Annotated in this window: 11 protein-coding genes; 7 read left to right on the plus strand and 4 right to left on the minus strand. The window is 50.3% G+C overall.

Annotated features, from left to right (window positions below):
* Nucleotides 1-1,055 precede the first annotated feature (1,055 nt).
* Nucleotides 1,056-3,809: a Stf0 family sulfotransferase gene (locus tag KIH39_RS15415; RefSeq protein ID WP_213494118.1), complete on the plus strand. Its 2,754-nt coding sequence runs from the start codon at nt 1,056-1,058 to the stop codon at nt 3,807-3,809.
* Between the two features lie 933 nt (nt 3,810-4,742).
* Here the strand turns inward: KIH39_RS15415 and KIH39_RS15420 are convergent.
* Entirely contained in the window at nt 4,743-6,290 is a 1,548-nt protein-coding gene (locus KIH39_RS15420) for a hypothetical protein (protein ID WP_213494119.1), read from the minus strand.
* Nucleotides 6,291-6,350: 60 nt separating this feature from the next.
* Nucleotides 6,351-8,024, minus strand: coding sequence for a protein kinase domain-containing protein (locus KIH39_RS15425; RefSeq protein ID WP_213494120.1), 1,674 nt, complete (start codon nt 8,022-8,024; stop codon nt 6,351-6,353).
* A 283-nt stretch (nt 8,025-8,307) separates the two neighbouring features.
* On the opposite strand from KIH39_RS15425, the gene KIH39_RS15430 reads away from it, so the two are divergent.
* A complete protein-coding gene (locus KIH39_RS15430; protein WP_213494121.1) occupies nt 8,308-8,643 on the plus strand; it encodes a hypothetical protein in 336 nt (111 codons plus the stop codon).
* A 65-nt stretch (nt 8,644-8,708) separates the two neighbouring features.
* On the opposite strand, the gene KIH39_RS15435 is transcribed toward KIH39_RS15430, so the two are convergent.
* A complete protein-coding gene (locus tag KIH39_RS15435; RefSeq protein WP_213494122.1) occupies nt 8,709-9,506 on the minus strand; it encodes an HNH endonuclease in 798 nt (265 codons plus the stop codon).
* Between the two features lie 48 nt (nt 9,507-9,554).
* Nucleotides 9,555-10,418 carry an ASCH domain-containing protein gene (locus KIH39_RS15440; protein ID WP_213494123.1) on the minus strand — a complete coding sequence of 288 codons (864 nt, stop codon included), beginning with the start codon at nt 10,416-10,418 and terminating at the stop codon, nt 9,555-9,557.
* Between the two features lie 162 nt (nt 10,419-10,580).
* On the opposite strand from KIH39_RS15440, the gene KIH39_RS15445 reads away from it, so the two are divergent.
* The 5 genes from KIH39_RS15445 (at nt 10,581) to KIH39_RS15465 (ending at nt 20,620) form a co-directional block, all read left to right on the plus strand.
* A complete protein-coding gene (locus KIH39_RS15445) occupies nt 10,581-13,664 on the plus strand; it encodes a BPTD_3080 family restriction endonuclease (RefSeq protein ID WP_213494124.1) in 3,084 nt (1,027 codons plus the stop codon).
* A 2-nt stretch (nt 13,665-13,666) separates the two neighbouring features.
* Complete coding sequence (locus KIH39_RS15450; protein WP_213494125.1) at nt 13,667-16,450, plus strand: site-specific DNA-methyltransferase; 2,784 nt, start codon at nt 13,667-13,669, stop codon at nt 16,448-16,450.
* 77 nt (nt 16,451-16,527) lie between these two features.
* On the plus strand, nt 16,528-17,715 hold the full coding sequence (locus tag KIH39_RS15455) for an AAA family ATPase (RefSeq protein ID WP_213494126.1): 1,188 nt from the start codon (nt 16,528-16,530) through the stop codon (nt 17,713-17,715).
* Nucleotides 17,716-17,725: 10 nt separating this feature from the next.
* On the plus strand, nt 17,726-19,804 hold the full coding sequence (locus KIH39_RS15460; RefSeq protein WP_213494127.1) for a UvrD-helicase domain-containing protein: 2,079 nt from the start codon (nt 17,726-17,728) through the stop codon (nt 19,802-19,804).
* A 39-nt stretch (nt 19,805-19,843) separates the two neighbouring features.
* A complete protein-coding gene (locus KIH39_RS15465) occupies nt 19,844-20,620 on the plus strand; it encodes an endonuclease/exonuclease/phosphatase family protein (protein ID WP_213494128.1) in 777 nt (258 codons plus the stop codon).
* Nucleotides 20,621-20,625 lie beyond the last annotated feature (5 nt).

The raw sequence follows: 20,625 nt of genomic DNA on the forward strand, positions 1-20,625 counted from the left end.
CAATTCCAAAGGAAATGGTCCCTTGGGCCCCATTATTGCTGAGGGTTGCGCCGGAGGCCGCAATCGTGAAATCTTTGCCAATTGATGCGGACCCACCCAACTGGAATGCAATACTTCCGGATTGGCTGGGATCACCGTCTCGCCAAACCAGAATTGTAGCGGGATTGCTTGCGTTCGATGCATTCCCGTTTATGGTTGCGACATGGAATCCAGGAGTAGGTAAATTCGGGAGATTTTGATAAACGGACGAAGGGACCGAAGTGCTGGATGAGCCAGAACCTAAACCGGAATTGCCAGTCGGCGTATTCAATGAGGCGTTAGAAATCGGGGAACTTTGCAAAGGGGCGACACTCGGCGTGGCGCTGAGAGAGGGATTTTGTAACCCAGTCGCTTGCGCTGGAATTGAATTTGCCGATTGATGTAAAGGTCCGCTGCTGAAAAGAGTGGGAGTCGCAGTCGAATATAGATCCCCAGACCACTGAAAAGGCGTGCTGGAAAGCGGATCAAAGGCTGCACTGGTTCCTGTCGAGTTTTCCGCTCGAGTGCCAGCGTATGCATTTGCGGTCAGTTCCCAATTTCCAAAGCCGGATTCGCGGAAAAGTTCAACTGAAGAGAAGGTTTGACCTCGATCTGACAGTGTAAAGGTGTCCTTCAGGTCCACTGAACTATCAAAACCCAAATCAAAATGCTGCTCCAAACCGCCACTCAGCGGACCATACGCAAAATTACCCAGCAGCGCTGCTGCAGGGCCACCCACAAAGGCGCTGACCGAATTTCGATCTTCCATCGAACCCAAGCTGGGCTTTAGAATTGGAAATATGAACCGTCGCTTGCGAGACTGGGGGAAAAATTTGCGTAAGGGTGCTGTCAAAAGCAGAGCAATCAAACGCTTCATGGACGGGGCTCCGGGACCGGGGGCCGATCAAGATGCTCAAAGAATATCTTTTGCTATCGCATGCTGTCAATTGAATTTCTGAAATTTAATTTGGCAGACTAACACACTTCGGCTAAGTTGTTGAGGTGGAATTTGGAACATTTTTTTCGGAACTCAAATCATGCCCGCTAGCTCTTTCTGGATCATCGGAATTAATCGTGAATTTGCACCAGTGGGATCTGTTTTACCTTGGGATACTTTTGCACAACTGGGTTATCGAGTGCGAGTAGCGGAGGCTTGCGATGCTCCTGCAAATTGGAATCGTATTCTTACCGAAGCGTTGGACGAAAAGATCGAAGCTGTTTTCTGGATGGATGCGAGATTGCGATTTGAGCCCCCAGCGCTCGAACGACTTTTCAATACCGGCCACGATTTTATTTCAGGAGTATATCCCAACGAAGAAAGTAGTGGTTTTAATTGCGAAATTCCATTATCTGCCTATCCCTTGCAACTTGGACAAGGCGGAGGAGTTATCGAGGCACGTTTTGCGGAATTAGGATTCACCCTGATGCGTCGCGCACTTTTGGAATCTTTACGTGACCGTCAACGATTGCCCCGGTGTAGCGATCTTCGAGGTAGGGCCATCATCCCTTTCTTTGCCCCCCTGGCAATCATGGAGAACGGAATTCATCGGTATCTCGACGAGCAAAGAGCATTCTGTGAGAGAGCAAGATTGTGCGGATTTCCATTGCGAGTCGATACTTCTCTGCGGATTTGGAGAATGGGTTTCAGTTCCCTTAGTTGGGAAGACGTTCAGTCCTCGCGTCCCCGCCAATCCTCGGCTCAGTTCCACCTGCGGCCTGGAACCACGTCGGCTAAATTTCACACAGTATCAAGCCTAGCTGATAGCAAGAATTCGGTTACGGCAAATAGTTTTGATTACGAGAAAGTCAATGAATCAGAATTGGACGATCCGCGATTCGACCAACCCGCACTGGTAGAGGGCAAGAGACGGCGGAAGTATTTTATTTGTTCAACTCCTTGTTCCGGCTCATCCATCTTAACAAGGCAATTATTCAACGCGGGTATTGGAATCCCGCATCTGTATTTTAATCCTACCCATTTGAATAAGCTGAGCGAGCACTGGGGGCTCGGAAAAGACGACCCCGCAAGATTTATTCAAGACCTCCTGGATAGAAGGACCACTTCGAATGGAGCATGGGGAGCACGGCTTTACTGGGCGCAAGTGGAAATTTTCAGAGAAGAACTTGAAACACTTTTTCGAGATAGCCTGTTTCTTTATTTTTACCGCGAAGATATTAATGCCCAGTCTCTTTCCTACCATTTGAGCCGTTCCTCAGGTATTTGGAGTTTAGACGGGAGTCGGACGACTCGGCCAGATTCTGAAGATAGATTGGCCGACCTCCAAGCAGTCAGAGAGGCGGAGACGCTGATTCGTTCAGAGAATAGGTGTTGGGAACAATTTTTTCGAGATCTCAAGATCGAGCCTCTCAAAATTCGATATGAACATTACACTACAAACCAGCATACACCCGTTATCAAGATCGCTGAGAAATTGGGTCTTACTAGAAACGAATTTCGGATCCCTCCTGCGGAACCGTTCGTAGCACACCTCTCTTCTGAAATGTCTGAAGCAAAAGCTCAACTCAGGGAAGCGTTAAAAATGCCTCCGGAGCCGGTTCGGCGAATATCACCTATACCAGCATCAAGAAAATTTCCGCGAAACTCCATGCGGACGGTAGCCACGAAACTAGCGGAGAGTTTTCCTCGCATTAAAGCGTATGCTTTGACTTATCCTGCAAATATCGAAAGTCTCAATTTGACGCTCGATGATTTTCGAAAGTCGGATTGGGGCGAGGAACCGGAAGTATTCGTTCAGCCTTCTGACTGGCCCAAAGGAAAAGATTCCGCTTCAAACAACTATAAAAGAGCGTTACTAAAAGCTTTGGAAGATGACTGTGATTTTGCACTCATCCTAGAGGACGATATTCGCGTCACCCAAGCACTCCGTCACAATCTGATCACGAATCCGTTAATCCATCGAGACCAGTGCGATTACTTCAGTTTGTTCATGCCCGATTTGATCAATTCCCCGTGGGAACGCAGCGAAAATCATTTGGGCTATCGATTAGCCAAACCACTATACGCCGGCCCCAATCGAATGTGGGAAAAACATCGCATCTGGGGCAGTCAGGCCTACTTGTTATCACGCCGCTTTCTTAAAGCAGCTGTGGATTTGTGGGATCAGCTGACAGAAGGTCAGGATGCACGGGTCATCACTGTGTGTTCCCGTTTTCAATTGCCTTTGTGGTACCCAAGTCCCTGTCTGATCGAACATGTACCCTTGACGACTGCCTTTGGAACCCCTTCCGCTTACGCACCTGACTTCGACCGGGATCACCGTTTGGAAATCTTAAGCGGTTTCCAGCCTCCCGAAGAAGTGCCCGGCTGGCTGACTTATCCGGAAGCAAAGCTTTTATGGGAATTGGCAGCAGGAAAGAATGTTCTCGAATTGGGTACTGCGGGGGGTAAATCGACCGTTTGTCTGGGACAACAGGCGAAAAGGGTTCTCACGGTCGACATCGAAGATCAATTGGAAGCTACGGAGTGGGTGCGACGATACGGTTTGACGGAGAAGGTGGAGTTTCGTCAGGGGGATGCGGGCAAAGTTTGTCGAGAACTTGAAGAAAAATTTGATTTGGTTTTCATAGACACCGAGCATGATGCTGCAAGTGTTTCTCGAGATATTGAATCGAGTCTACCCCTTTTAAAGTCTAATGGAATAATCGCATTCCACGATTACCCAGATCCCGGGTGGCCGGAAGTACGAAAAACGGTCGATCACTATGCCCGAAAGAATAATTGGCGCCGATTTGCCCAAGCAGAGTATCTCGGTGCATTTCGACTAAGTTAAGCTATCCGCAGATAGTTCAGATTGAAGAAATTAAACTGAGATCGCCTTCGTAAAGTGATTTTCTTTGGAGAAGCCCAAGTGGCTGCTAATCGAGTCGCCATTTTAGGTCTTTATCGATCGGGATCTTCTGCTTTGGCAGGGGCCCTCCACCAGATTGGAATTGATATGGTAAGTCCATTCTGGATGACTCATTTCGAATCGGACTGGCTTTCGAAGCAATTGCGGAGTTGGTGGAACGAGCCCTATCTTCGGGAAATGTTACCCCAAAATCAAAGAATCAAAATTTTACAGGCTTGGATGGCCGAGCAAGAGTCTCGAGGGGGCACTTGGATAGGCATGAAACATCCGTTACTTAGTCTTTGTGGACCAGACATTCTTGCCGCTTGGGGGAAACAGACACATTTCATTTGGACTCAAAGGCCGTTAACGAAATCGATTGAATCACTGATCAAAAAGTCTTGGTGGAAATCCTCTGAGGATGGGCTTCGAAGGTTGACGGAACTCGAGATACGGACACTCTATACCGCTATTCAAAAAAGGCTTTGGGATAAATTAGAAGAATTCTTTCGATCGCAACCCCATCTAGGAGTCGACTACTCATTAATGATGAATGATTCTCCCAGACAATTGCTACGGGTTTGCGATTACCTGGGATACAAACCGACAAATGCTCAGTTTTCTGAGGCCGTCCGACATATAATGCCTACATCACGGGAATAATAGAGTCTTTCTTCTTATCTTTTGCGCTTTTTGCGCAAACGTAAGATTTCACCTCGTTGAACTGAAACTTTCTATTTTGCCTATTTAGCGACTCAATCTCGCTATTTTATCTGGCAGTTGTCAGTCTGGAATAGATAGGTAATGGACTCCGCGGAATAGTTAAGGTCAGTTCAACGGGGTGAACAATTACGCGCAAACTTTTTGTGTATTTTATTAAATCGCGGTTTTGAGTTCTTTCGGGAACTCTTTGATGCGGATACGAACGGCCGCCGCCATCACCGCATTGCCTTTATCCGTCACGTGATAGCGATGCGCCCGCGGGACTTTCCGAATCAATCCATGAGCGCGCAACCTTCCCAATTGTCGCGAGACTCGTTGCGTTTGCCGACGCCGTTCAGCGGCATCCCGGGCGGGCTCGTTCAACGCTTTCAGGATGTCGTGGTTGCGAAACCCATTGATGCGATTATCGCCGCATAAGACAGCCAGGAATAGCTTCTGTTCTTCGGCGTGCATCAAGTTCAAGCCGCGTCGCTTCCGGTTACCCAGAGAGACGGGTTGACTCAGTTGGTCGAGTTGACGCACGGTGACCGAAGGAGCGTCCACAACGGCCAAAGCCTCGAGATAGCGTCGATTCGAAGCGCGGGCGACTTCGAGGTAGCGATAGAAATTAGACACGCCTTTGTTCATGGGGCACCAGGCCATTTTTTCGACCCCTTTGCGGATGCATCGACGGCGGACGTGGAACTCGCCTGGCTGGTTGATTACTGTTTCAATGCGGAGAATCCGTTCGAATTTGTCGTACATTTTCAGCCAATTGCCTTTCATGCGGTGCTTGACGCGTGTGCCCGGTGCCCGTTTCTTGCGGCCCAGAGTAAGAATTTCTCCGTCGAATTGAGGATAGAGCTTGCGTCCCAGGAATTTCATAAGGTCGTCGGCAGAGAACTGTTGAATCGAGTGATCGACCAGACGCGGGTAAAGAGCTTGTAAGTCTTCACGACTTCGGAACAAAACGTCCGTGCTGTACTCGGCTCGATCGATCACCCAGTAGTATTGGCAGCGGTTCAGCCAGTCTTTTTTCAATAGCGGATTGGCCCGGCGGACCCAACGGTCGAGAATTTTGATCCAATTCAAATGGGCAAAGCGATCGGCCAGACGTTGAGCGGCTTCGGGATTGTCGAGTTGAACGAAGGCATTATCGCTTTGAAGGAAGCCGATCTGCTTTTCGTTCATCTGGCGGGCCAGCCAGTCGTGACCGTTGACGTAGACTTGGACGCTGTAAGGAAAGAAGGTTTGGATGCGGACATGGATCAGTCCGAACTCGGGATCGAGAGAATAGAAATAGACGACGCGTTGCGGGCGAGACGTGAAGTACAATTCCGGTCGATCCTTGCCGGGACGCAGCTTGACGCCGCGACAGGTTTCCATGCAGCACAGCACGGCGACCAGTCCTTCCTTTAGACTGCGTTTGGCAATCTCCTCGCGGATGATCTGCTCTTTGGTGTGCTCCCCTTGGAGAAACTGATAAGGAGCACCGGCTTCGGCGGCGACTCGTTTGCCATGTTCCACCAGTTCTTCGGACAGACCTTCCAGGAAGGGAACGAAGTCTTTGCGACGCATGCCCAGTCCGCTATCGCAGAGACGGTGGAGATCTCCATTCTTGAAAAAGGGAAGATATCCTTTGAAAATCACGCGGTCGTGACATTCCAGAACGGATAGAATGGAATCGGCGAACTTCTTCGTAAATGAGTTGATCGTCGGCATGGCGTCGAGTCTCCAACGGTTGTGTGGTTACTTCCATTGGATAAACCGACGCCATGTTCGTTAATACCTAGGGTTGCGGGCATTGCCCGCGTTAAGCACGATCTTTAAAAGCTGGCTATCCGACCTGGGTCCAGAACTGGGAACGGTCTTGGAACTCGGTGAAATCGTTGATCCGATTCCCGGGTCTAAAGCGGGTAGCGGAACTAATTGGTCGCCAAACGCCGTTCTATAAACATCGTAACTTTTAGCATGTTTGTCTCGAATGACTTCAGGGGGGCCAAATTGTTTCTGGATCTCAAGCGGTAGCTCATTGAAGGTTGAGCGATCAATAACGAAATCGCCCCCCATCGAGGCCGACTGGAGTCGTGAAGCCGTGTTGACGACATGGCCCACCGGTTTACCTCCGTCCCAGGCAGCTTCCCCTGTTGAGGCTCCGGTACGGAATTTGTGTTCGGCGAGATTATCCGCCACATCCGAATTGTGATCGCCAGTGATTCGATTCAGAGATTCGGCAATTCGATAGGCATCCAGAGCGATCCGGAAATGGTAGAAGAAGCCATCCCCAGCCGTATCGATAAGTGAATAGTTGGCAGGATCGATGTGGTTTTTTAAGCGATCGAAGGCCCCCTCAATATACGAGGCTACTTTGCGTTTCATCTCCGCAGCGGCTTGAGGACCAGCCGTCTTTTCCAGAATTCGAACTCGTTCGGTGAATCCTTTGAAATCGGCGAAGAAATAAGTGCCTCGAACGACTTTGGAACGTAGATCGCTCGATTCTAAAGGCTGAGAAGTTTTCCCCCCAGGCGAGGGAACTGGATTGGCGATTTCTACTTTCGGTAATACCTCAGAATCTAAATTTCCCAGGAAATGGCGTAAATCTTCGGCCATGTCTTTGGCCGTGGTGTAGCGATCCGATGCCCGTTTTGATAAAGCCTTCAGACAAATTCGTTCCAATTCTTTGGGAATCCCATCATCAACTTGCCTGGGTGGCCGCGGTTCAAAGTTGGTGATTTGCTCCAAAAGTTCGGCTTGGGTATCGGCTTTAAACGGACGGCGGCCTAGCAGCATCTCATAGAAGACGATACCCAGACTGAAGATGTCGGATCTACCATCGACTCGGTGTCCTTCACCTCTGGCCTGCTCGGGACTCATGTAAGCCGGTGTCCCAGCAAATTTTTGCCCCTTACCGAGATTCTCTTCCTTGAGAGCCAGACCAAAGTCCACCACGAAGGGCTTGTTGGTTTCATCAATCAGAATGTTGCTAGGCTTGATGTCCCGGTGAACTAAATTCTTGCGATGGGCATAGTGAATGGCTTCGGCAATCGTGGCGATCAGTTCCGCCGAATCCTGAAAGGTCGGTCGAGAACTCTCAAGCTTTTGGGAAAGGGTTGCCCCTTGAATGTATTTGGAAACGATGAAACAGGGATATTCCGCAGTGTTCCCCACATCGTGGACGGGAACGATATTCGGATGATCGAGATTGGCTACCGTTCGAGCTTCCGCCAAATAGGCAGCAGCGTCATCGGAACTGCTGATCCGCTCTTTGTGCGGAACCTTGATCGCAACGGACCGTTGAAGCTGCTCGTCCATGGCCAAGTAGACGACGCCGAAGCCTCCTTTACCTAGGATTCTTCGAACGTGGTAACGCCCGATCAGAAGCGGCAACTGTTCATTATCGTCGAGTTGCTCGGGAGTTTTTCCAGGATAATGAGCGGTTTCGTCGGTGTCAGCCATATAGCGAATCGTCCATCGATTGTGGGTGGTGTTCGACTGGGAAATTGTAACGAATTCGAAGGACGTAGGCTAATGGGAAGAATTGGGTTCTGGATCAGTCGAGATCATTGCAAATCAGTTTTCAGAAAGAACCTAAACAACCAATCAGAATGTCCAAATGAGTTTTGCTTCAGTTTTCTTTTCGTTCTATGCTTTATATTCCTGTAATAATTTTGCATCCGGCAGACTTGGTTTGCGGAGAATGCTCGAATCCTAAATGCTTTCGAAATTTGGAGCGTTTTCGATGAGTTCAAATGAAGACGATGGCTATTATGAGATTGCCGGCCAAGAGATCGCCACAAAAGAACTTGTTCCAGCTATTTGGACCAAGGCATTCGCGTACGCTAACGGGAACACCACGACTGCATTCTCAATGTACATCAAGTTTCGAGTCGAGCAGTTAAAAAATACGGAAATGGAAAGAAGAGCTAGAAATCGAAAATTGTTTCTTCAGAGAAAGCTAGGCGAGGGCAAAGAGAAAGTTTTGGATGCTAGTTATCGTATTTTCCAATTATTTTCACTTTGTTTACTGACAATTTTGATAGTATATTTCATTCTCACTTTTTTACTCCGTCTTTAGTATCACAGAATGGTATCTATAACCTACACTATTGCATCTGCTACATTTAAAGCACGCCGGATAAGTTACCCCTTAAAAATCTTTTGGTTATGATAATCCAGGTATTTTTGATTCAGGCTATGCCCTTCAGCAGTCTCCAGTTTCTCCAAATCTAACTCGATAGCTCCAAAATCACACATGGCATGATGGTTCGGGCAAACGCAGAGGATATTATCGATCACGTCTGGCCCGTTATGAGGGGATCCCAGTGGCTTGATATGATGACCTTCCGCATAGCCCGAGCCGTCTGCAAGCTTGATACTTACGCCACAGATTTGACATTTGTAGTTGTGAGCCTTCTTAGTCCAATCTGCTAGCCTGGTGTCGCGTACGATCCGATAAGTAGTTGTTGCTATACGGGCAGGAGGTTCGCCGAGATCCACAGCCAGGGGTGCGTCGGTTAGCTGTTCACGTTGACCGTTGCTTTCGCTTCCAGATGATCGTGCCACATTCCGCTGGGAAGTCTTACTGTTTTCAATTTCCGTTTTTACCTTATTTGATTGTGCGAGCAGAGTCTTCGCACGTGCAGTCAATTGCCATTTACCTCTTGAAACGAGTTCGGCAAAACCGCGACCGGGTTTGTCCCGCATAGAAACAAGATGGCTGCGTGTCGTACTCGCTGAGAAAGTCTCGTCATTTAAAGGGAAATGTTCTTTTTCCGCTATTTTTCTTGCTGTTTCACCAATGTTCTTTGCCGATTCTGGCTTATTCAGCATCGCCATCGCGCGATGTATAATATGCGTCCGTTTACCTATTTCGCCAAAGAGGATATCAAATCTTTTGTTATCGGGATGCATCGGCACGTTAAGTTCATTCTCGGCCATCAGAAGTACTCCTTTTAGCAAGAATTAATTTTCGAATTAGATTGTAGCCTACCCCAGATACTCCCTCAACTCATTGAACGGATAGAACCAGGCCGGTTGCGGTGCATTGACCGGCTCCTTCAGCTTCTCGAATCGTATCGGTTTTCGGAGATACCACTCGCCCCCCTGGCGCGTCCTTTTGCTGTCATACAAATCGACTGAACCGATCAGGACCCCTCGTGGCAAATCATCGACGAGTATATCCCGAATACCGTAGTCTGCCATATCCATCATTTCGTGTTCAAAGGGACTTCTGCCTTTGGCGGCATAAATCATAACTCTGCCCCGGACCTTGGTTTCTTTCGAGCGATACTCGATATCCTTAATCCCGCGCATGATCGCCTCCGCATGCGGCTGGCGAATGCTCAACGCGTGCACCGGCGTGTAATGCTCGAGAATTTTTCTCAGTTGTTTGTGTTCTCTGGGATCTATCTCCTCGAGCTTCAGTAGGGTTTTGATGATTTCCTTTGGATCTCCGGGTGGCTTGTGCGATCGGGCCAGCTCAAGCAGTGTCTCGGTATAACGAAGATCGGAAATATCGCGGAAACCCACCAAATTTCCGCAACTGACTTTGAACTTTTCGAAAGCGGCCCCTTTTAATTCTTGCGGTGGAGCCAGTTGCCAGCCTTTACCTCCCAATTCGAAATCATCGTGGGCTTTTCTGCGCTTACCAGACTGAATTCGAAAGGTTTCCCAGAGAAAATACCGGCGTGGCCGCCCGATACCCACAATGAGAAAAACCTGACCAGTGGCCTCGAGCGCATTGGGAACTTTCGTATGAATTGTTAGTTCGGTAGCGTCAAACGGAGTTTCAGAATTTTCAAACGGCAGCAAGGTCGAAGTGGAATTGTGGTACTGGACGTAGTAGTTCATCTGATTCGATCCTCTATTTGATTGACGAAAATTATGCCTGAATTTTCAAACTTTGTTGCATTTTTCGGAGTCTGCAATTGCTGGAACTTTTCCTCATCGCATAATAGCCACTCTGGGTAGGACTTTTTGCTTACGCCGCCGATAGATCCCTCAGGGCCCGCGATGAACAACCCTTTCTTTGATCAGCCTATACTGAATTCTCCTTACGAGTACCCCACCCGTCACTGGGAACTCGATTCCGAAGGTCAGCCGACCCAGAAAATTCTGGAAACTCGACGCCGGGCAAGTTTCATCACGCCGATACCAAAGCCCAAAAAACGAAAAGCGAAAACCGCACAACAGGAGATGATCTTCGATGAGGGGCTGGGGCTCTCAAATGAAAAGCAGCAATACGATCAGACTTCAATGATCAATGAGGTCCGGTCCTTCGTCGATCAGTGGCGACGGCTATCGGACAACAGCAGCTGGGGCGTTACGCCGCAGACCGCCCGGCTCCTAAAACACTGGCGGCATCACCGGTTCAGCGCTATTCGACCCTTCTTTTGCCAGATCGAAGCTGTGGAAACGGCGATCTGGCTCAGCGAAGTGGCTCCCAGCTTCGCAGCCGGTCGCAAAGTCCTCGAAAATCTTCAAGCGGCCAATCAGGATGCCAACCCCGAACTGTTTCGCATCGCTCTCAAGCTGGCTACCGGGGCCGGCAAGACGACCGTCATGGCCATGCTGATCGCCTGGCAAACGGTCAACGCCGTTCATCATGAAAATAGCAAGCTGTTCACCCGAGGCTTCCTGATTGTCGCGCCGGGTCTCACAATCAAGGAGCGGTTGGGCGTTTTACTTCCCAACGACGCCAACAGCTATTACTCGAATTTTGAACTCGTCCCCGCTGACATGCTCGAAGACATCAAACGAGCAAAAATAGTCATCACCAATTATCACGCTTTCCGGCTACGGGAAAGAACCGACGTTTCTAAAGGAACCCGAGCTGCGCTCGAAGGCTGGCGAAAGGAAGAACTCAAGACGCTGGAAACCGAAGGCCAGATGATCCAGCGGGTCATGCCCGACCTGATGAATATGAAAAACGTTTTGGTCATCAACGATGAAGCTCATCACTGCTATCGGGCGAAGGTCCAAGATTCCGATGAAGAAGAACTGACCGGCGAAGAAAAAGATGAAGCGACTAAGAATAACGCCAAAGCGCGCCTCTGGATTTCCGGACTGGAAACGGTTAAGCGTCAACTGGGCGTCAACCGCGTTTACGACCTTTCCGCCACACCATTCTTCCTGAGAGGTTCCAACTACGCCGAGGGCACCCTATTCACCTGGACGGTCAGCGATTTTTCTCTGATGGATGCCATCGAAAGCGGCATCGTCAAACTCCCACGCGTTCCTGTCACCGACAATATCCCCGGTCAGGAAATGCCGATGTTCCGGAATCTCTGGGAGAATATCCGAAAAGATATGCCCAAAAAAGGTCGGGGTAAGAATGCGGAGCTAGATCCGCTGAAGCTGCCCACGCGACTCAAAACGGCGCTCGAAGCCCTGTACGGCCACTACGAAAAGACTTTCAAACTTTGGGAAGACGCCGGCATCAAAGTCCCGCCCTGTTTCATCATCGTTTGCCAGAATACCGCCATCTCTAAACTGGTCTTCGATTACGTTTCCGGTTTCCAGCGAACCAATCCCGATGGCACGACGAGCCTGGAGAATGGCCGACTCGCCCTGTTTCGCAACTTCGATGAAACCACTGGTAACCCCTTGCCTCGGCCGAATACATTGCTGATTGACAGCGAGCAACTCGAAGCCGGCGATGCGCTCGATACCAACTTCCGTGCCATGGCTTCGGATGAAATCGAACGCTTCCGCCGGGAGTTGATCGAGCGAACAGGCGATCAGCACGCCGCGGACAGCATCACCGATCAGGCACTGCTGCGCGGGGTCATGAATACCGTCGGCAAACCGGGTCGGCTCGGCGGCAGTATTCGTTGCGTGGTTTCGGTCGCCATGCTCACCGAAGGCTGGGACACCAACACCGTTACTCACGTGCTCGGCGTGCGGGCCTTCGGCACACAACTTCTCTGCGAACAGGTGATCGGTCGAGCACTCCGCCGCCAATCTTACGAAATCAACGAAGACGGCCCGAACCAAGGGCTCTTCAATGTGGAATATGCGGACATCTTCGGCATTCCGTTCGATTTTGCGAGCAAACCGACGATAGCAGCCCCTCAGCCTCCGCGAGAGATTATCCAAGTCAAAGCCATGCGGCCCGAACGCAATGCGTTGGAAATTCGCTTCCCTCGCGTCGAAGGCTATCGCGTTGAATTGCCCGAAGAGCGATTGGAAGCGGTGTTCAACGACGATTCAAAGTTTGAGCTCACACCGGAAATCGTCGGCGCTTCCAAAACGCAAAACGCTGGTATCATCGGCCAAGTCGCGGAAATGAGTCTCGAACACTTGCAAGACTACCGACCTTCCACCATCGTCTATAAGGTCACCGAACGGCTGCTCTACACCAAATTCCGCGATCCGGGACAGGATCCCCCCTTGAATCTGTTCGGCCAATTGAAACGCATTGTTAAACAATGGCTCGATACCTGTCTGGACTGCAAAGGGGGCACCTACCCAGCCCAGTTAATAGATCCGGCCCTGGCCGACATTGCCTGCAATCGCATCATCTCAGCGATCACTCGGAAACATCAGGACAAGAATCCGATCAAAGCCATGCTGGATCCTTACAATCCGGCCGGTTCGACGATGTTCGTCCGCTTCAACACTTCCAAACCCGATCGCTGGGAAACGGCGGCCCACAAATGTCATGTGAATTGGGTCATTCTGGATAGCGATTGGGAAGCGGAGTTCTGCCGGGTGGCGGAAGCTCATCCCAAAGTGTTTTCCTATGTCAAGAACCACGGCCTGGGATTCGAAGTCCCCTACCAGTTCGGCTCGGAAAATCGCAAGTACCGGCCCGATTTCATTGTTTTGATCGACGATGGGCGTGGGCCAACGGACCTCTTGCATTTAGTTGTGGAAATCAAAGGATTTCGGCGGGAAGACGCCAAGGAGAAGAAATCGACGATGGACACCTATTGGATTCCAGGCGTTAACCAGCTGGGCAGCTTCGGTCGCTGGGCCTTTGCCGAGTTTCGCGATGTCTACACGATCGAAAGCGATTTCGAAAAGAAACTCAAAGCCGAATTTGAGAAGTTGATCGACTCGGCGGTCAGTCTGCGAGTGGGGGCAAAGAGATAATCATGGCCAAGAAACCTACCCCGAAAATGTCGGTCGAAACGATCTCGCATAAAGACGACAAGCGGAAGAACATCCCGACGGCCGAATTTCAGTCCGTGTTGAAGCAGGAGCAACAATCGCCCATGAAAGTCCATTACGAACGCCGCAACCGGGATCTTGATCCCCAGCTGGTCTGGCGCGGTAAAGACGAGCAGGATTGGAGCGATCTGATCGCTCCCGCACCGCCCATCTACATCCAGGAAAAAGTTCATCCCAAATCTCTCATTGACGATCTCCTGAGACAAACGGAAGAGTCTGGGAAAAAAGACAAAAGCCAAGGACCCGATCTCTTCAGCGACTTCAACGGCATACCAGAAGGCGCTGACAAAACCGACTTCTACCATCACGACGGCCACTGGTCGAACAGGATGATCCTGGGCGACTCGCTCCAGGTGATGGCCAGCTTGGCGGAACGCGAAGGATTACGAGGAAAAGTGCAGTGCATATATTTCGATCCGCCTTACGGCATCAAGTTCAACTCGAATTTTCAGTGGTCGACGACCAGCCGCGATGTGAAGGATGGCAAGGCGGACAACATCACTCGCGAGCCGGAACAGGTGAAAGCCTTCCGCGATACCTGGCGCGATGGGATTCACAGTTACCTGACCTACTTGCGGGATCGATTGACGGTGGCTCGGGATTTGCTGACGGAATCAGGCTCGATCTTCGTACAGATCGGGGATGAAAATGTGCACCGCGTCCGGGCGGTAATGGATGAAGTTTTTGGAGAGCAGAACTTCATCAGCCAAATCACAATTCAGACAACAACTGGGTTTGAGGCGACCTATCTCGGAAACATGTCGGATCACGTGCTTTGGTATGGCAAGAGGAAGGAAATTGGTCGCGCAAACCCGCCGTTGTTTCGGAAGAATTTTGAACTTGGCGAAGGGAATGCGCGTTGGCTACTTTTTGACGACTTTTCCTACCGTGGAGTCAGCGCTGAAGAGAAGCGTGGAGAAAAGTCCATACCAATCGGCGCGAAACCGTACAAGCCAGACAACATTCTCTCGCAAGGACGAGCTAAGGAACCTCAACCGTTCGAGTTTAGAGGTCGGACGTATGACAGTTGGGGAAAGAACTCCCATTGGAAAGCAAATTATCCTGTTGGCATGTTGCGTCTCGCGAAGGCCAGCAGAATCCACGTTGCGGAGAATTCAATTCAGTACGTGCGACTGCATACCGATTTCGAAGCTAGCGTTCATGGCAACATGTGGTTTGATACCGGCTCCGGCAATTTCACAGACGAAAAACTCTATGTCGTACAGACGAATGCTAAGGTTATAGAACGTTGCATTCTCATGGCGACGAACCCCGGCGATCTTGTTCTCGATCCCACCTGCGGATCAGGAACTACAGCCACGGTGGCCGAGCAATGGGGTCGGCGCTGGATAACGATTGACACTTCGCGAGTCGCCTTGGCGCTGGCCCGAGCCCGAATCATGGGCGCACGCTACCCCTACTACATTCTTGCCGATTCCCGTGAAGGTCAGTTTAAGGAAGCAGAACTCTCCGGTCGAATCGCCTCATCGCAGCCGGTTCATGGCAGTATTCGACAAGGGTTTGTTTACGAGCGAGTGCCGCATATCAGCTTAAAATCGATTGCCAAAAATGCAGAAATCGATGTCATCTGGGAAACGTGGCAGCAAGAACTGGAACCGCTGCGGGAAGCTCTCAATAAAGCCTTGAAGCAGAAGTGGGAAGAGTGGGAGATTCCTCGAGAAGCCGATGCGAAATGGCCGGAAAAAGCGAAGGGGTTCCATAAGGATTGGTGGCAGGCACGAATTTCCCGACAGAAGGAAATCGACGCCTCGATTGCCGCTAAGGCGGAATTTGAAAAACTCTACGACAAGCCCTATGAGGACAAAAAGAAGGTTCGTGTGGCCGGGCCGTTTACGGTGGAGAGCCTGAGCCCCCATCGTATGCTAGGCGTCGATGAAAACGATGAATTGATCGATCCGAAAAAGAATCTGCATGTGGAGCACCAGAGCTTCGAGCAGATGATTCTGGAAAATCTTCGAACTGCCGGCGTGCAACAGGCCCACAAGGAAGACAAGATTTCTTTCACTTCGCTCGCTCCTTGGCCGGGAAAGTACATCTGTGCCGAAGGCCGTTATCTCGAAGCAGAGAAGGAGAAGCGAGCGGGCGTTTTCATTGGTCCCGAATTCGGCACCGTTCAAAGGCAGGATCTCGTGGTGGCGGCTCGGGAAGCTGGAGATGCCGGTTTCGATGTGCTGATTAGCTGCGCGTTCAACTACGAGGCCCATACCACCGAGTTCTCCAGTTTGGGCCGAATACCCGTTCTGAAAGCCCGCATGAATGCCGACCTGCACATGTCGGACGAACTGAAGAACACAGGCAAGGGCAACCTGTTTGTGATCTTCGGGGAACCGGACATTGAGCTGATACCTGAGAAAAACGGTCAGCTCCGAATCAAAGTGAAAGGCGTGGATGTGTTCAAGCCTCAGACCGGCGAAGTGGTCAGTTCGAACACGGACGAGATCGCCTGCTGGTTCATCGATACCGACTACAACGAGGAGAGTTTCTTCGTCCGTCACGCCTACTTTCTCGGAGCAAGCGATCCTTACAAGAGCCTGAAAACAACCTTGAAGGCAGAGATCAACGAGGAAGCCTGGGAATCTCTGCATAGCGATATTTCCCGGCCATTTGACAAGCCGAAATCGGGCCGGATCGCCGTGAAGGTGATCAATCATCTGGGGGATGAGGTCATGAAGGTGTTCGGGGTGTAAGGGCAACTTTATACCAAATTATTGCCATTTATAGCAAAAATCAGATATAAATAGATATAAACGGATATAAAGCCACAATGGACGCACTCAAAAACCCCTTTTCTCCTGGTGCCGGATCCCCGCCTCCGGAGTTGGTAGGTCGGGATCCTATTCTAAAGGAAGCAAGAATTTTATTAGGACGGGTGAAGCAAAAAAAACCTGAAAAAAGCTTACTTTTGACCGGTCTTCGCGGCGTAGGTAAGACAGTCCTGCTGAACGAGATCGAACGAGATGCGAAGGAAGAGGGCTATCTGACGATCAATATTGAGGCGCATGAAGATAAAGCGTTAGGGCCTCTGATCGCACCTTACTTAAGAAGTTTGCTCTTCGAATTAAATAGAATGGCGGGGGCCATTGAGAAAGTTAAGCGTGCCTTCGCAGTGTTAAGCAGCTTCGTAAAAAGCCTGAAGGTCAAGATGGGGGACTTTTCATTAGGGCTAGATATAGAACCTGAAAAAGGCACTGCTGACAGTGGGGATTTGGAGCTGGATCTACCAAGTCTATTCGTGGCGGTCGGGGAAGCGGCAGAGGACCGCAAAAAAGCGGTCGCGATATTCGTTGATGAAGTACAATATTTTAGTTCCAAAGAACTTGGTGCATTGATAATGGCAATGCACAAGGTTCAACAGCTTCAGCTTCCTTTGGTACTTGTAGGGGCTGGCCTCCCAATTTTACCCGGACTCGCCGGAGAATCCAAATCGTATGCTGAGAGGCTTTTCAGCTTTCCAGAGATCGGGGCACTCTCCAAAGAAGATTCAGCAAAAGCACTCCGAGATCCAGCTAAAGCTTCTGGAGTGATCATTGAGCCAAGTGCGCTTGAGAAAGTTTTTCTTCTAACGAAAGGTTATCCTTATTTCGTACAAGAATGGGGCTATCAAGTATGGAATCTTGCTGAATCCAGTCCTATCGGCGTTCGAGTGGTTCAGAAAGCAACTGAGCTGGTAATCCCTCGTTTGGATAAGAATTTTTTTCGTGTTCGATACGATCGATTGACACCGAGTGAAAAAAATTTTCTGAGAGCTATGGCGAGCTTGGGAAATAATTCTCAAAGAATTGGCGATATCGCGGACAAACTCCAAGTGAAAGTAACGAGCCTAAGCCCCGTTAGGGCTAAGCTGATCCACAAAGGAATGATCTATAGCCCAGCTCATGGAGAAATGGCTTTTACGGTTCCCCTTTTTGATGAATTTATGATCCGATCTATTCCGGTATTAAAATCTAAATAGCGAGATCATTATGGAATTTCGGATCGCCGACACATTTTCCAATAGCCTAGCCAAACTCACGGGTGAGGAGCAAAAGGCGGTCAAAACTACCGCCTTCGATCTTCAACTGAATCCCTCCAATCCCGGGATGTCATTTCACAAATTGGACCGGGCTAAAGATAAAAACTTCTGGTCTGTACGCGTCAACAAAGACATACGCGTAATTGTTCACAAAACAACCGGCAGTTTGCTCCTTTGCTATGTCGATCATCACGATAAAGCTTACGACTGGGCCTCCCGAAGGAAGCTGGAAACGCATCCCAAGACCGGGGCCGCCCAACTCGTTGAGATTCGCGAGACCGTTCAGGAAATACGCATTCCGAGTTATGTCCAGGAGCCCAAATCCAAGGCGAAATCCAGTAAGAAATCCCTTTTCGATCAGCTTCCCGATGAGGAGTTACTCGGATTTGGAGTTCCCCAGGAATGGCTAGCCGATGTCAAATCGGCCACGGAAGACAACTATCTCGCGGTTGCCGACCATCTTCCGGCCGAAGCCGCGGAAGCCTTGCTGGAGATTGCCACCGGCGGTAAACCGAGAATTTCGAAACCCACTCCGGCGACGGCAAATCCCTTCGAGCATCCGGATGCCCTCCGACGCTTCCGCGTCATGGGCAATGTCGCAGAGCTGGAACGAGCGCTCGATTATCCCTGGGAGAAATGGACGGTCTTTCTGCACCCGGAGCAGAGAGAACTCGTCGAGAAGAATAATTCCGGTCCGGCAAGAGTGACCGGTTCGGCCGGAACCGGCAAAACCATTGTGGCTTTGCACAGGGCAGCACATTTGGCCCGCACGAATCCCACTAGCCGGGTGTTGTTAGCGACTTTTTCCAATGCTCTGGCGCATGCCCTTCAAACTAAGTTGCGTCGATTGCTAGGTAATGAACCCCGCCTGGGAGATCGTATCGATGTCTATTCGCTGGAGGCACTCGGCTTGCGACTCCACGAACTGCATCTCGGCAAAGCCAAGCTGGCGAGCCGAAGCGAAGTCGTTGAACTGATGAAACGTGCATCGCAGGAAGCCGATAAACATAAGTTCAATATGCAGTTCTTGCTGTCGGAATGGGATCAGGTGGTGGATGCCCGACAGGTGAATAGTTGGGAAGCTTACAGAGACGTGACGCGACTGGGCCGCAAGACTCGCTTGAATGAAGCACAGCGCCAGCTGCTTTGGTCGATTTTTCAAAAAGTCATCGAAGCTTTGAGTCGCCAGAAGTTGACGACTAGCGCGGGAATCTTCACTCGACTTGCAGATGCGATCGCCAAAGTTCCGAACAAACCGTTCGATTTCGCCGTGATTGACGAGGCCCAGGATCTCACCGAATCGCAGATTCGATTCTTTGCGGCCCTGGCCGGCAATAAGCCGAACGGACTGTTCTTCGCCGGAGATAGTGGACAGCGGATCTTTCAACTGCCGTTCTCCTGGCAAAAATTGGGAGTTGATATTCGAGGTCGCTCCAAGAATTTGCGAATCAATTACCGCACCTCCCACCAGATCCGGAGCCAGGCCGATCGTTTGCTGGAAGTCGAAGTTCGGGATGTCGACGGAAATGTCGAGCAAAGAAACGACACCATTTCCGTGTTCAATGGACCTCCGCCGGCGATCAAAACTGCAGCGGATGAAAAAGAGGAAATCAAGATTGTCGGGAGTTGGCTATCGGAGTTAATCGCGACGGGAATTCAACCCCATGAATGCGGCGTGTTCGTTCGATCTCCTGAACAGATTGATCGGGCAAAAAATGCAGTCCAACATGCCAAGTTAACGGTAAAAATTCTCGATGAGAATGTGGAAACGGTAGCCGGCCAGGTTTCGATCTGCACGATGCATCTGGCTAAGGGTTTGGAGTTCCGGGCCGTAGCGGTTATGGCCTGTGATGATGAGGTGATTCCGCTGCAGTCTCGAATCGAAGCAGTTGGTGAGGATTCCGATCTGAAGGAAGTCTATGAGACGGAACGACAACTCTTGTACGTGGCGTGCACCCGAGCTCGAGACTCCTTGTTGATTACGGGAGTGGATCCCGCTTCCGAGTATCTGGATGATATGAAACAGTGAAAGCCGACTTGAAGATTTCGGAAATGATCGATCCGCATAATGACCGACTCTTTCGGCTTTAAACCGTCGCCGCAGGAACATGTCATGCGAATCGCCACTTACAATCTGCTCAAAGGAGGCACAAAACGGACTCATTGGAAAGAGATGATCGAAAGTCATCTTGTCGATCTTCTACTTACACAGGAATCCGCCAGGCCTGATCTGCACCTTACGCCGGATATGTTCCCTGACTTTCAGAAGCAATTCGTCTGGGAGATGTCTGAAAACAAAGGCTGGGGAAGTGCGATATTCTCTCGGGATGGAAGGCTGGAAGCCATACAGGTGCCAGGCTTCTCGGGCTGGGCGGTCGGGGCGAAAATCACGAATGCTACGTGGCAGCGGGATTTATGCGAATCGATCTTTGTGTTTAGCCTGCATGCTCCAGAGCTAATGGGCGGGTATGCAAAGGCCGTGAACAAATTTCTGGATGAAGTGAAAATGATCGCCGGTCAGAATGAGGTCATCATCGGAGGCGATTTCAACCTGACTGTAAGCCGTTGGTTGAGTCCGGAAAAAAAGATCAGCAAACATGATCTGGCTATCCAAGCCCGACTTGCCGATGAATTTGCATTGATGAACTGCTGGCAGGAGGCGAATCCCGGCCAGGAGCTCCATCAGACACTTCGTTGGACAAACAACCGGGAAACGGTTTACCACTGTGACGGGATCTTCGTTCCGAAAAGCTGGAAGTCTCGGCTGCAATCTTGCAGAGTGCTTTCGGGAGAAGAATGGGATCGACTAAGTGATCACAACCCGGTGGTGGCAACGTTTGGGTAAAAAGA

Source organism: Telmatocola sphagniphila, assembly GCF_018398935.1.
GTDB classification, from domain to species: Bacteria; Planctomycetota; Planctomycetia; order Gemmatales; family Gemmataceae; genus Telmatocola; species Telmatocola sphagniphila.